The sequence below is a fragment of the Streptomyces pratensis genome (genome assembly GCF_016804005.1).
GTDB lineage: Bacteria > Actinomycetota > Actinomycetes > Streptomycetales > Streptomycetaceae > Streptomyces > Streptomyces pratensis_A.
Window position 1 is genome coordinate 7,229,998 of record NZ_CP051486.1, and the last position, 12,335, is coordinate 7,242,332.

General features: G+C 67.3%; 13 protein-coding genes, 1 tRNA gene, 2 pseudogenes and 1 riboswitch. Of the genes and pseudogenes, 9 read left to right on the forward strand and 7 right to left on the reverse strand.

Annotation, left to right across the window (positions count from 1 at the left end):
• The first annotated feature begins 90 nt into the window (after positions 1–90).
• The gene (locus HED23_RS30280; protein ID WP_238442174.1) at positions 91–2,664 is read left to right on the forward strand and encodes a transglycosylase domain-containing protein; all 2,574 of its coding nucleotides are present in this window, start codon (positions 91–93) and stop codon (positions 2,662–2,664) included.
• A gap of 4 nt (positions 2,665–2,668) precedes the next feature.
• On the opposite strand, the gene HED23_RS30285 is transcribed toward HED23_RS30280, so the two are convergent.
• The 3 genes from HED23_RS30285 to HED23_RS30295 form a co-directional block, all read right to left on the reverse strand.
• Positions 2,669–2,989 carry a DMT family transporter gene (locus HED23_RS30285; protein WP_065487469.1) on the reverse strand — a complete coding sequence of 107 codons (321 nt, stop codon included), beginning with the start codon at positions 2,987–2,989 and terminating at the stop codon, positions 2,669–2,671.
• 36 nt (positions 2,990–3,025) lie between these two features.
• A riboswitch (guanidine-III (ykkC-III) riboswitch) is annotated at positions 3,026–3,092 on the reverse strand.
• Between the two features lie 53 nt (positions 3,093–3,145).
• The gene (locus tag HED23_RS30290; RefSeq protein WP_033298980.1) at positions 3,146–3,481 is read right to left on the reverse strand and encodes a GroES family chaperonin; all 336 of its coding nucleotides are present in this window, start codon (positions 3,479–3,481) and stop codon (positions 3,146–3,148) included.
• 77 nt (positions 3,482–3,558) lie between these two features.
• Positions 3,559–3,879, reverse strand: coding sequence for a DUF3618 domain-containing protein (locus HED23_RS30295; RefSeq protein ID WP_203186519.1), 321 nt, complete (start codon positions 3,877–3,879; stop codon positions 3,559–3,561).
• A 129-nt stretch (positions 3,880–4,008) separates the two neighbouring features.
• Here HED23_RS30295 and bcp point away from each other — a divergent pair, with 129 nt between their 5' ends.
• Together bcp and proP are read left to right on the forward strand one after the other, a co-directional pair.
• Positions 4,009–4,476: a thioredoxin-dependent thiol peroxidase gene (gene bcp / locus HED23_RS30300; protein WP_203186520.1), complete on the forward strand. Its 468-nt coding sequence runs from the start codon at positions 4,009–4,011 to the stop codon at positions 4,474–4,476.
• 139 nt (positions 4,477–4,615) lie between these two features.
• On the forward strand, positions 4,616–6,112 hold the full coding sequence (gene proP, locus HED23_RS30305; RefSeq protein WP_203186521.1) for a glycine betaine/L-proline transporter ProP: 1,497 nt from the start codon (positions 4,616–4,618) through the stop codon (positions 6,110–6,112).
• A 72-nt stretch (positions 6,113–6,184) separates the two neighbouring features.
• On the opposite strand, the gene HED23_RS35530 is transcribed toward proP, so the two are convergent.
• On the reverse strand, positions 6,185–6,598 hold the full coding sequence (locus HED23_RS35530; protein WP_238442358.1) for a hypothetical protein: 414 nt from the start codon (positions 6,596–6,598) through the stop codon (positions 6,185–6,187).
• A gap of 92 nt (positions 6,599–6,690) precedes the next feature.
• Positions 6,691–6,978, reverse strand: a pseudogene (locus HED23_RS35535) (ATP-dependent helicase); the annotation flags it as partial.
• Positions 6,979–7,382: 404 nt separating this feature from the next.
• On the opposite strand from HED23_RS35535, the gene HED23_RS30315 reads away from it, so the two are divergent.
• Genes HED23_RS30315 through HED23_RS30330 form a run of 4 tightly spaced genes read left to right on the forward strand, consistent with a single transcriptional unit; the run spans position 7,383 to position 10,867 of the window.
• Entirely contained in the window at positions 7,383–9,059 is a 1,677-nt protein-coding gene (locus tag HED23_RS30315; protein ID WP_203186522.1) for a YwqJ-related putative deaminase, read from the forward strand.
• Between the two features lie 11 nt (positions 9,060–9,070).
• Positions 9,071–9,544, forward strand: coding sequence for an SUKH-3 domain-containing protein (locus HED23_RS30320; protein WP_203186523.1), 474 nt, complete (start codon positions 9,071–9,073; stop codon positions 9,542–9,544).
• Positions 9,537–9,926, forward strand: a complete 390-nt coding sequence (locus tag HED23_RS30325; RefSeq protein ID WP_203186524.1) for a YwqJ-related putative deaminase — start codon at positions 9,537–9,539, stop codon at positions 9,924–9,926. The genes HED23_RS30320 and HED23_RS30325 overlap by 8 nt, the downstream gene beginning before the upstream one ends.
• Positions 9,923–10,867 (forward strand): SUKH-3 domain-containing protein, encoded by a 945-nt coding sequence (locus HED23_RS30330; protein ID WP_203186525.1) that lies wholly within the window; start codon positions 9,923–9,925, stop codon positions 10,865–10,867. The genes HED23_RS30325 and HED23_RS30330 overlap by 4 nt, the downstream gene beginning before the upstream one ends.
• A 349-nt stretch (positions 10,868–11,216) precedes the next feature.
• Here the strand turns inward: HED23_RS30330 and HED23_RS30335 are convergent.
• A pseudogene (locus tag HED23_RS30335) lies at positions 11,217–11,351 on the reverse strand (helix-turn-helix domain-containing protein); the annotation flags it as partial.
• Positions 11,352–11,443: 92 nt separating this feature from the next.
• Here HED23_RS30335 and HED23_RS30340 point away from each other — a divergent pair.
• Positions 11,444–11,569, forward strand: coding sequence for an HNH endonuclease (locus tag HED23_RS30340; protein ID WP_398088642.1), 126 nt, complete (start codon positions 11,444–11,446; stop codon positions 11,567–11,569).
• Positions 11,570–11,583: 14 nt separating this feature from the next.
• A tRNA-Leu gene (locus HED23_RS30345) sits at positions 11,584–11,658 on the forward strand.
• A gap of 53 nt (positions 11,659–11,711) precedes the next feature.
• Here HED23_RS30345 and rdgB read toward each other — a convergent pair.
• Positions 11,712–12,314, reverse strand: a complete 603-nt coding sequence (gene rdgB, locus HED23_RS30350) for an RdgB/HAM1 family non-canonical purine NTP pyrophosphatase (protein WP_203186526.1) — start codon at positions 12,312–12,314, stop codon at positions 11,712–11,714.
• Positions 12,315–12,335 lie beyond the last annotated feature (21 nt).

Below are 12,335 nucleotides of genomic sequence, written 5' to 3' on the forward strand. Positions count from 1 at the left end.
CGACCCCATTTCCGCCGAGGAATCCGAGGGTTATCCGCCCGAAAAGTGCACTATAGGAAAATCATCCGCAGTCGAGGAGCCTCCACAGTCATGAGCCACGAGCCACCGCAGCACGGCGGAGACCCCGGTCAACAGGGCTCCGAGAGCTGGGCCCCCCGAGACACCTCGGCCGCGGCCCCCACCCCCGACCCCCAGCACCCGGACGGCGCACAAGCCACCAAGGGGCGCACGAAACGCCCCAAACGACCCAAGCGCACCGGCTGGCGCCGCGCCCTCCCCACCTGGCGCATGGTCCTCGGCGGCGTACTCCTCCTCGCACTGCTGCTCGTCGGCGGATTCATCGCCGGCTACCAGATCGTCGACATCCCCGCCGCCAACGCCGCCGCGACCGCACAGTCCAACGTGTACCTGTACAAGGACGGCACCGTCATCGCACGCGACGGCGAGATCAACCGCGAGAACATCCCCCTCCGCCGCATCCCCCGCACCATCCAGCACGCCGTACTCGCCGCCGAGGACCGCGACTTCTACTCCGAGGACGCCATCGACGTCACGGCCACCCTCCGCGCCGGCTGGAACACCGTCACCGGCAAGGGCAGACAAGGCGGCTCCACGATCACCCAGCAGTACGTCAAGAACTACTACCTCGGCCAGGAACAGACCATCGTCCGCAAGGCCAAGGAATTCTTCATCTCCATCAAGCTCGACCGCGAACAGAGCAAGGACGAGATCCTCGAGGGCTACCTCAACACCAGCTACTTCGGCCGCAACGCCTACGGCATCCAGGCCGCCTCCCACGCCTACTACGGCAAGGACGTCGAAGACCTCGACGTGGGCGAAGGCGCCTACCTCGCCTCCCTGCTCAACGCCCCCAGCTCCTACGACGTCGTCGCCCACCCCGAGAACAAGAAAGCCGTCCTCGCCCGCTGGGACTACGTACTCGACGGCATGGTCGAACACGACTGGCTCACCCCCGCCGACCGCGACGCCATGACCTTCCCCGTCCCCGGCAAGGCCAAGCCCGCCACCGCACTCTCCGGGCAGCGCGGCTACATCGTCCACGCGGTCGAGGACTACCTCACCAAGAACAAGATCATCGACGAGACCACCCTCGCCACCGGCGGCTACCGCATCACCACCACACTCCAGAAGAAGAAGCAGGACGCCCTCGTCGAAGCCGTCGAGGACAACGTCCTCTCCAAGACCAGCGAGGACCGCGAAGCCGACCGCAACGTCCGCGCAGGCGGCGCCTCCATCGACCCCGCCACCGGCCACGTCGTCGCCCTCTACGGCGGCATCGACTACACCAAGCAATACGTCAACAACGCCACCCGCCGCGACTACCAGGTCGGATCCACCTTCAAACCGTTCGTACTCGCCGCCGCCCTCGCCAACGGGTCCACCACCCAGAAAGACCGCGCCATCACCCCCAACACCCGCTACAACGGAGACAACGAACGCACCGTCCAGAGCGCCACCGGCTCCACCGGCTACTCCCCCGCCAACGAGGACGACGTCGACTACGGCTCCATCACCGTCCGCGAAGCCACCGACAAATCCGTCAACGCCGTCTACGCACAGATGGCCCAGGACGTCGGCCCCCAAGAGGTCAAGGACATCGCGATCGCCCTCGGCATCCCGCCGAACACCCCCGACCTCACCGCCACCCCCTCCATCGCACTCGGCCCCGCCACCGCCAGCGTCGTCGACATGGCCTCGGCCTACGCCACACTCGCCGACCACGGCAGACAGCGCCCCCACACCCTCGTCACCAAGATCAGCAAGAACGCCACCGAACTCGACATCCCCACCAGGACCACCCGGCAGGCCATCAGCCGCGAAGCCGCAGACACCACCACCTCGGTCCTGCGCAGCGTCGTCGACGGCGGCACCGGCACCGCCGCCCAGGGCGCCGGCCGCCCCGCCGCCGGCAAGACCGGCACCGCCGAGGAGGACAAAGCGGCCTGGTTCGCCGGCTACACACCCGACCTCGCCACCGTCATCGCCGTCATGGGCCAGGACCCCGACACCGGCATCCAGAAACCCCTGTACGGCGCACTCGGCCTGGCCCGCATGAACGGCGGCGGCGCACCCGCCGAGACCTGGGCCGCCTACACCCGGGCCGCACTGGAAGGCAGCGAGGTACAGGGATTCGAACTGGAGGCTGACGACGGCCCCGAAGAACCCGACCCGGACGCGAGCAGGGAAAGCGAGGACACCGAAGAAGCCGGGGACACCGACGAACCGAGAGACGGCCAGGACACCGAACGCCCCGGAACCAGGCAGCCCCGCGACGAACAGGACAGCCCCCGGTCCCGCACCCCGGACGCCCCCTCCACCGCCCCCCGCACACCCCGCACCGCCACCCCCGCCGGCACACCCCCACGCGCACCCGCCGACCGGGAGACCCCCGCCCGCGAAACCGCAGCACGCGAAGCCGTGGCGCGGAAACCCATGAAACGGGAACCCCTTACACGGGAACCCGCCGAGCAGCGATCCGACCCGCGCGAAACCACCGAACGCCAATCCGACGCCCAAAGGCCCGGCCCACAGCACCCCGGCACGCACCCCGCCGACAGCGAACCCCTCGGCCCCGACGACGGCCCGCCCACCGACCCACACGAAAGGGACGGACAAGGCCACCACGGCCCCGCCCGCCCCTGAACACTCAGTGCCCGGACGTCGCCTTCAGCCCCACCACCGCGACCAGCAGCAGACACACGAAGAAAATACGGGCAGCCGTCACCGGCTCGTTCAGCACCACCATGCCCAGCACCGCGGCACCCGCCGCACCGATCCCGACCCACACGCCGTACGCCGTACCGATCGGCAGCGTCTTCGCCGCATGCGACAGCAGCATCATGCTCGCCACGATCCCCAGACCGGTGAACACACTCGGCCACAGCCTGGTGAACCCCTCGGTGTACTTCATCCCGATCGACCAGCCGACCTCAAGCAGACCGGCAACGACCAACAGAACCCACGCCACGACGGCACCTCCACGACGAAACACGCGAACAACACGGATGCGTCGTCTTTGCGGAAACCCGGTACGGCGCGTCTCGTCGGGATCACACCACCGTAGCAACAAAAAGCCGAAAGGCCTGGTGACAACCGTCACCAGGCCCACTCACCCCACACCTGCCTACAGATACAGCCCGGTCGAATCCACCGACCCCTCGAACCGGTCCGCCGCCACCGCATGCAGATCCCGCTCACGCATCAGCACGTACGCCACGCCCCGCACCTCCACCTCGGCACGGTCCTCCGGGTCGTACAGCACCCGGTCACCCGGCTCCACAGTCCGCACGTTCTGACCGACCGCGACCACCGCGGCCCACGCCAGACGCCGGCCGACCGCCGCCGTCGCCGGAATCAGGATCCCGCCGCCCGAGCGCCGCTCACCCTCGGGCGAATCGGACCGGACCAGCACACGGTCGTGCAGCATCCGGATCGGCAGCTTGTCGTCGGTGTTGCTCATCCCGTTGTCACTCACGCTCCGAAACCTACCTGCCCCGAACCCGGACACACGCCCCAGGGGCCTGCCCGGAGCAGCCCTCAGCGCCTCTTACGCCGAGAGGACACCGTCAGCAACGCCACCGCACCGGCCACCACAAGCGCCGCCGGAACGACCCGCTCCAGCCGCGGCGAACCGTCCTCGGCCACGAACTGCGCCTTCACATCCGAAACCGAACGGTTCACAGCGACGAACGCACGCCCCGCCGTCCGGTCCACCGTCGACGCGACCCTGGCCTTCGCGTCACCGATCATCGTCTTCGGGTGCACACGCACCCCGATCTCGTCCAGCACCACCGCAAGCTGCTCACGCCTGCTGATGATGTCCGCCTCGATCTGCGCAGGGGTCCTGGTATCCGACACTGCGCCGCCTCCGTGGTCGTCGTCGGGTAAACCTTCATCGACAGTCTGTCAGCTCGGCCGCCCCCACACCCGGCGGCACCCCCTATTACGCTCGGTGCCACACAGCCCACGTGCCACTCGAGGAGAAACATGAGCGAGCGACTCCAGACCGGCGACACCGCCCCCGCATTCACCCTTCCGGACGCGGACGGCAACGACGTCTCGCTCGCCGACCACAAGGGGCGCAAGGTCATCGTCTACTTCTACCCCGCCGCACTTACCCCCGGCTGCACCAAGCAGGCCTGCGACTTCACCGACAACCTCGAGCTCCTGACCGGCGCCGGCTACGACGTCATCGGCGTGTCGCCCGACAAGCCGGAGAAGCTCGCGAAGTTCCGGGAGAAGGAGAACCTCAAGGTCACACTGGTCGGCGACCCCTCCAAGGAGACCCTGGAGGCATACGGCGCGTTCGGCGAGAAGAAGCTCTACGGCAAAGTGGTGACGGGGGTCATCCGCTCCACGATCGTGGTCGACGAAGAGGGCAAGGTGGAGAAGGCCCTCTACAACGTCAAGGCGACCGGACACGTCGCCAAGATCATCAAGGACCTCGGAATCTGACCCCGGCCCGGGGGAATCCGGCCCGATCATGGCCGGAAAAGGTGTGACCGAACTCGCAATCTCCTGTTGATTCGGTTTGCAACCGCCATGACTGCGCAGAAGCCTTTCCTGGAACACCGTTCGACGAAAGGAACCGGCCATGGCGGCCTCCGACCCCCACCAGGCGGCCGACCCTGATGCGGTCAAACGCCACCCGGCGCTCTTCCGGGCCATCCGGAAGCGCCAGAACCCCCGGCTCCGTCGGACCGACATCACCGTCACCGACGACCAGGCGGTCAAGCGCGCGGTGAAGGCGGCGTCGCTCGGTAACGCCATGGAGTGGTTCGACTTCGGCATCTACTCCTACCTGGCCGTCACCATCGGGCATGTCTTCTTCCCCTCGGGGAACGACACCACCCAGCTCCTCTCGTCGTTCGCGACCTTCGCCGTGGCCTTCCTCGTACGGCCGCTCGGCGGCATGTTCTTCGGCCCCATGGGCGACAAGATCGGCCGCAAGAAGGTCCTGGCCCTCACCATGATCCTCATGGCCGTCGGCACCTTCGCGATCGGCCTCATCCCCTCCCACGACACCATCGGCGTCTGGGCAGCGGTCCTGCTCATCTTCTTCCGGATGCTCCAGGGCTTCTCCACCGGCGGTGAGTACGGCGGCGCCTCGACCTTCATCGCCGAGTACGCCCCCGACAAGCGCCGCGGCTTCTTCGGCAGCTTCCTCGAATTCGGCACCCTCGCCGGCTACGTCGGCGCCGCCGGGCTCGTCACCCTCCTGTACGCCGTCCTGGACACCGGCCAGATGGAGTCCTGGGGCTGGCGCATCCCGTTCCTCGTCGCCGGCCCCCTCGGCCTCGTAGGCCTCTACCTGCGACTGCGCCTGGACGAGACCCCTGCATTCCAGAAGCTGGAAGGCGGCACCGCCCACGCCACGGAGGCCGCCGACCACGTCGAGTCCACCGCCAAGGGCGACCTCGCCAAGATCTTCCGCCAGTACTGGCCGACGCTGATCCTCTGCATCGCCCTGGTCGGCGCGTACAACATCACCGACTACATGCTGCTGTCGTACATGCCGACGTACCTCTCGGACGAGCTCGGCTACAGCGAGACCCACGGCCTCCTCATCCTGCTCGGCGTCATGGTGTTCCTGATGCTGATCATCAGCCAGTTCGGCAAGCTCTCCGACCGCTTCGGCCGCAAACCGCTCCTGATGACCGGCATGCTCGGCTTCCTGTTCCTGTCACTGCCCGCCTTCCTCCTGATCCGGCAGGGCAGCATCCCGGCGATCATCATCGGCATGCTGATGCTGGGCCTCTCCCTGGTCTGCCTGCTGGGCACGATGTCCGCCGCCCTCCCGGCCCTGTTCCCGACGAACGTCCGCTACGGCTCCCTGTCGGTCGGCTACAACCTCTCGGCGTCGATCTTCGGTGGCACGACCCCGCTGGTGATCACAGCCCTGATCAGCTGGACCGGCTCGAACCTCATGCCGGCGTACTACGCGATGGCTGCGGCCCTGGTGGGCGTGATCGCGGTGGCCTGCATGAAGGAGACCGCCAACCAGCCCCTCGCCGGCTCCCCGCCCTCGGTGGAGACGGAAGAGGAAGCGGCGGACCTGGTCCACGCGCAGAGCCCGGACCCGAAGTTCTGACGCGCGCTCGGCGCCGGAGGGTCGTATCGGGGAGAACCCGGACGGCAGGGCTTCCCCCGGCGCCTCCGGCCTTCAGCTGCGCATGAGGTCGCGGTTGACACGTTCAACGTGTGCGTACAGCGGTCCCTCGGTGACGACACGCTCGCCCTGGCCGCGCCTCCAAGGATCCACCTCGATCACAGTGACCAGTGCGTTGCCCAGCCCGATCACCACCCACCAGTCCCGGCCATCCGCATGGACCCGCCAGGTCGACTTGACCCACTTGCCGGTATCTGTGCGTACGTCGGCCGAGACCAGGCCCCAATGATCCGGGTCGAACGCCGTCAGCTCCTCGACGGGCGCGTTGCGCTGCTGGAGACGCTCGATCACGTGAGCACCCTGGGCCTTCAGCCGCGCCGGCTCGTGCAGGATGTGGCGCACGCGGGTGAACAGGGAAGCCGGCCCGGACACGGAGTGGAAGCGGGCTGTCTCGAAGCGGGGTGCCATGGTGATTCCTCAGGGGGGTCCGTCAGGTGCTGTGCTGGAAACGCACCGGCGCGCCCAGCACAGCCCGGGCGCCCTCGAAGTCGGCCAGACGGGGCTGCGACGAGTTTCGCAGCGTTGTCGAGGGAGCCTACGTAGTCGAGTTCCACCTCGCCCGCAGGCCTGGGGGACGGGTCCGCGGTGACCGGTCCCTCTTGTCCGGCAGAACCGGCAGCGGGCAGTTGGACTCCCGGCGCGACGAGCCGTCCGGTGCGCCTCCCGGCACCGGCCCCTTGCAGCCAGTGCAGAAGATGCTCGGGGTTGCCGACGGTCGCCGAGAGCCCGACGCGCTGGATGGACCGGCCGGTGACTCTCTCGAGCCGTTCCAGGACGGCCAGCAGGTGCCCAGCCCCGCCGAAGCTCGAGGCCGGTCCGAGGGGTCTGGGCGGGCTCAGCGGTACAGACGGCCGGTGCGGCGGCCGGTTGTCCCGGCCGATAGCGAGGACGAACCCGATTCCGCGGTGACCGGACGGGAACGACACTCAGGGCGTCGGCCGATACAGGCCGGACGGGTTCGCGGCGTCTGCACTCGTCGTCCCCCTCGTACTGAACGTCACCCGTACGGCCCGCCCATAGCACCCTACATCGGGTCCCCCCACCCCCCCCCGTCCCCTCTACCCTCGCGCACCGCCCGTGCGGGCCGCTTCGGGTGTCCGGGAATTGCCTGGGCTTACGAACTCGTCGCATGGCATGCTGATTGATCTTGCTACAACGTGCTTATCAGCTGAATAACGGGGGTTGAGGCATCGTGGGCTACACGATGCCTGAGGGCGTCGACACGATGCTCGATGTAGTCGGTGTGGGCTGGCCGAACGTCGACGAGGACGCGTACCGCGACATGGCGGACGCACTGCGGGAGTTCGGGGACGACGCGGACGACGACGCGTACGCCGCCTACCAGCACATCCAGAAACTGCTGGCGACCGGGCAGAGCGAGTCGCTGACCGCGCTCGACAAACACTGGTCGAAGGTGCAGGGCAAGCACAAGGATCTGGCGAAGGCCGCGCGGCTCGTCGCGGGTGCGCTGGACCGGGTCGCGGACATCATCGTGGCCCGGAAGATAGCCGCCGTGGCCGAACTGGCTGACCTGTGCGCGACGGTGGGAATCACCCTGGCCTTCGCACCGCTGACCGCCGGGCTGTCGACGCTGCTCGCCGGCGCGAAGATCGCGGCGACCCGTATCGCCTTCAAGCGGATCCTCAAGGAGATGGCTGAAGCCGCCGTATCGGAGATCGTCACGACGCTCACCGAGCCGGCGGTCGCCGCGATCGAGAACATCGTGGCGGATCTGGCAGTGCAGACGGCGCTGAACGTCGCGGGTGTGCAGGACGGCTACGACACAGGCCGGACGGCACAGGCGGGCAAGGACGCGCTGCAGATCAACTCGGTGGGCGGGTCCGGTGGACCGGGCCCGGGCGGTGGCCCGGTGATCGACCACGACGCGCACAGCAAGGCCGGGATGCACCTGGCCGGTGTGCAGATCACGATGCGTGAGAAGACGGGCGGCAAGCTCGGCAAGGCCAAGGGGCACCACGGCCGGGCCAAGGGCAAGGACTCCCTGACCGCCGTGCTGGACACCACGATCGAGGGGGTGGTGGAGAAGCTCGGCAAGGCACTGGGTGACCTCGGCGACCACGTCGGCAAGACGGTTCCCGACGGCATCACCAGGAGTTCCAAGACGCACAAGGACACCGACCACGACGTCCGCGACGGAGTCCAGAAGATTCATGCCCGGGTAGGCGAGGACAAAAGCGGCTCCGGCGGGGGCGGTGGAGGCGGAGGGGGAGGGGGCAGGAATGGCGGCGGAGACCCCAACGGGAAGCCGATAAGTCCTCAGCCGGGCTGGCACGGGAAGAGCGCCGGTAAAATGAAGCACCATCGACGTGACGCGTTGGACGTGAGCCACCTGAGCCTGGAACAGCAGCGAGATGCCCTCCGTCGGGAAACGCGCGGACTCGCGGACGATGCCCAGAAACAGGCACCTGGCCATCACCCGACCGGCAAGGATCGCCTGGTGAAATCGTGTGCAGGAGGTTTGCTGCACGAGGGCACTCTGACGAGCCACTCGAGCTCCACCAAGCGGCACGGTCAAGTGCTCCTCGACACCCACCCGGCGCTCAAAAATGTCGTCGATCAGGTGGAAAGAGACATCCGAGCAGATAACGAGAACCCGGGCGCAGGGCACGGCAAATGCGCCGAGGTGGCACTCATATCCGACCGCCTGCACGGAATAGAGAAAAGAGACAACATAAAGATCAGTACACCCGACGACATTCGCAGGGCTATGAGCGGCGCACTCGTATACTCCCTGCAGATCGGGGAGCAGGACTCTCCCACCGGGCTCAAGAAGCACGGGGACTACAAAGAGCCCTGCCGGTCGTGTTCAAGAATTCTTCCGCTGGTCGGCGTCACAGCACACACATAGGCAAGGGAAATATGTCAATTCTTTCCACAGCAGAAGAAGTGGATGCGTGGCTGTCAGAGGCCGGATGGCATCCGGGGCGCAACGTCGGAGACGAGGCATCCGAAGCAGTTTCGGCCGTCGTCGAGCGGTATCGTTCCTACGGCGTGGAGATCGAACCTTCCGCCCCCGCCCTCGCCTTCATTCGGGAGCATGCATTCCTTCGGGCGGTCATCGACACCGCACCAGAAAATTTTGCCGTCTTTACGCCGCATCTCGTATTCAAAGGGGATGCCGAGGAAATCTCCGAACTCGCCACAGACCTCGGTGTACAGCTTTTCCCGGTCGGGTACGACACCTACGATGGTTCCACCCTGCTCATTGACACGAACGGGCGATTCTTTTTTTCGCATCACACAGGAGCATACTATCTGGGGCGCGAAAAATACGAGGCACTGATGAGCCTCATGAGTAGCGAGATGGAAGATGCGGAGGACTACTTTGTCTGACCTCGTCCCCGGAGTGGCGGCTTCACTACTCGTCGACGGCCAGATCTTCAGTCAGACCAATCTCGGTGGTGATGGCCTGCCTGACCTTCACCCTGCGGTGCGGGACTTCTTCGACGCCCTCCCCACGGAGAACCGCGAGTACTTCGTCGGGCACTGCGCCGAGTCCGCCTTGGTCTCGGACCAGTTGTGGGGGCTGGACCGTCAGCACCCCGACGGGGGGACGACAACCCTCGACGAGGCCGCATCCCACTTCACCGGGGCTGCCCTCGTCGCGAAGAAGATTCGCAGCCAGGGCGACCCCGACCACGGCTCCCCGGCTCAGGTATGCCGTTCCTGCTCGGCGCTGCTCGAGCGGCTCGGCATCGACGTCATCAGCTCATGACACGCGGCAAGGACGTACTGGCATCCGCCGGGTGGTACCAAGGCCGCGATGTCGAATCGGAGGCCTTGTCAGCTGTCTTCAGGGCTGTCGCGCTCGTAGAGCCGGCGCCCGGCACATCGCCGTGGGTGCTGTTCCCGGCTGCCGAGCTGGCACTGCGCGCATTTCACGGACTGCGCTCGCGCCCGGTCGGGCCTGGGCACGAGGTCGCGCCCACGGGATGGGTGATCGACCCCGTGGTGGTCCGGCATGCCGGACATCCGCTGTCGCGTCTTACCGAGAGCACGGGATCCCGGCTGTTTCCGCTCGGACGCACGGACGCCGACGCAATCCTCGCCGTCGACGAAGAAGGGCGACTCTTCTCGATCGATCACGGAGGACAGTGGCAGCTCGGTGGCACGGTCCGTGAAGGCCTCACCGCGTTGGCTGAAGGACGTGCCCCGCACAGGATCGCCGCCCGGCAGTGGGCTTGGACCGTCTCGTCGCCGAACGGGGAGCCGCTGGCCGACGTCATACGCACGGCGCTTGTCGCTGTCTACGTGCTGCACCACCGGCAGGTGTTCAGCGCCCGACACCTTCGGCTGACCGTCACGCCCCTACGTGGCATAGCTCCGGTCGCCCTGGACCGTACTGTCCCCTTGCCTGGCGGTTCTCTGGAGGAGAGTGCGGTGCCTCTTGCGGCAAAGATGGAAGCACTGATCGAGACCGAGGGTGTGACGACACGAGGAGCAGAACTCAAGGTGGAGGTGCCTGCTCCACGTAACGCCACCGCTCCGCAGTCGTCCGTCAGCTGCGCCGTGCGCACGGGACACCTCGCGAAGACCCCTGCGACGGTGGAGCTGCATCTCGCCGCAGGTGCGGCTGCCTCGGTCGGCCGTCTCCGGACAGCCGTTCAAGCGTGTTCTGAGGACCTGGCCCGACAAGCCCCGGCCCTCTCTGCCTGAGAGAGGCCCGTCACCAGGCGAGAGTCCGAGCGCGGCCAGGCCGCGGCCCGTCCATGGGACGGCCGACCAGGCAGGTCAGCGAATTCTGGAAGACGGCCTGATGTGGTGACCGCGTGGGTTCACCGGGTTGCTCGTTGTGCTGGTGGGAAGTGACGACGCTTTCGACCAGCAGGGAAGGCCGGATGGCAGCACCGGTCAGGGCCCAGCGGCTGACGGAGCAGGCCCTCATGACCCGCACCACCCCGCGTACGCGACCAACCCGACAGACGTCCACCTCGGCCGCGGCCTGATGCGCGTACACACCTGCCCCACCGATCCCGCTCACCCGCACCAGCTCAGCTTCCAGTAACCGCGGGATACGTCTTGCCTGCTCGAACGACGCGATCGTCGAGGCCGAGTACCCAGTCAGCGACCCGAGCCCCGCACGGTCCAGGCCCGCCCGCTCACGGAACAGCTTCAACTGCCGCCCGAACACGCACAGCATGCCCGTGCCGACCTCGTACTCCGGCTCCTGGACTTCGTCCGCACGTATGTTCCGCCTGCGGCATCGGTGATACCTGGCAAGGCAAGCGGCTCGTGCTGGAGATCGATCACGTCAGCGGTGACCACCTGGACAATCGCCGCGAAAATCTCCGCTACCTATGCCCCTCATGTCACAGCCAGACCGAAACCTTCTCCAAGCGGCGAAGTCCTACCCAGTAGAGTTAGCGACACGCGGGCCCGTACCCCAGCAGGCTAGAGGGCGCCGGCTTAGAACCGGTGTGTCGTGGGTTCAAATCCCACCGGGCCCACAGGTCAGATGGGGTCGATACCTTCGTTGCGAAGGTATCGACCCCATCTCCCGTCAGCCCACCAGCTCCCGCACCACCGGCACCAGCGCCCGGAACGCCTTCCCCCGGTGGCTGATCGCGTTCTTCTCGACGGGGGTGAGCTCCGCGCAGGTCCTCGTCTCGCCGTCCGGCTGGAGGATCGGGTCGTAGCCGAAGCCGTACGCGCCGGCCGGGGCGGTGCGCAGGGTGCCCGTGAGGCGGCCCTCGACCACGCGTCCCGTGCCGTCGGGGAGCACCAGGGCCGCGGCGCAGGCGAAGTAGGCGCCTCGGTGGGGGTCGGAGATGTCGCCCAGCTGGGCGAGGAGCAGGTCCAGGTTGGCCGCGTCGTTGCCGTGGGCGCCGGACCAGCGGGCGGAGAAGATGCCGGGGGCTCCGCCGAGCACGTCGACGCAGAGGCCGCTGTCGTCGGCGATTGCCGGGTGGCCGGTGGCCTGGGCCAGGGCGTGGGCTTTGAGGAGGGCGTTCTCGGCGAAGGTGACGCCGGTTTCCTTGACGTCGGGGACGTCGGGGTACGCGTCCGCGCCGACGAGGTCGTGGGGCAGGCCCGCGTCGGCGAGGATCGCGTGGAGTTCGGTGATTTTCCCGGCGTTGCGGGTGGCGAGGATCAGGCGCGTCATGCGTCGATTATCGCCCTCCGG

Excerpts from the sequence above, each read along its gene's own strand:
- HED23_RS30280 (WP_238442174.1), top strand. The coding sequence starts at position 91 with ATGAGCCACGAGCCACCGCAGCACGGCGGAGACCCCGGTCAACAGGGC.
- HED23_RS30290 (WP_033298980.1), bottom strand. The coding sequence starts at position 3,481 with ATGAGCAACACCGACGACAAGCTGCCGATCCGGATGCTGCACGACCGT.
- bcp (WP_203186520.1), top strand. The coding sequence starts at position 4,009 with ATGAGCGAGCGACTCCAGACCGGCGACACCGCCCCCGCATTCACCCTT.
- proP (WP_203186521.1), top strand. The coding sequence starts at position 4,616 with ATGGCGGCCTCCGACCCCCACCAGGCGGCCGACCCTGATGCGGTCAAA.
- HED23_RS35530 (WP_238442358.1), bottom strand. The coding sequence starts at position 6,598 with ATGGCACCCCGCTTCGAGACAGCCCGCTTCCACTCCGTGTCCGGGCCG.
- HED23_RS30320 (WP_203186523.1), top strand. The coding sequence starts at position 9,071 with ATGTCAATTCTTTCCACAGCAGAAGAAGTGGATGCGTGGCTGTCAGAG.
- HED23_RS30330 (WP_203186525.1), top strand. The coding sequence starts at position 9,923 with ATGACACGCGGCAAGGACGTACTGGCATCCGCCGGGTGGTACCAAGGC.
- rdgB (WP_203186526.1), bottom strand. The coding sequence starts at position 12,314 with ATGACGCGCCTGATCCTCGCCACCCGCAACGCCGGGAAAATCACCGAA.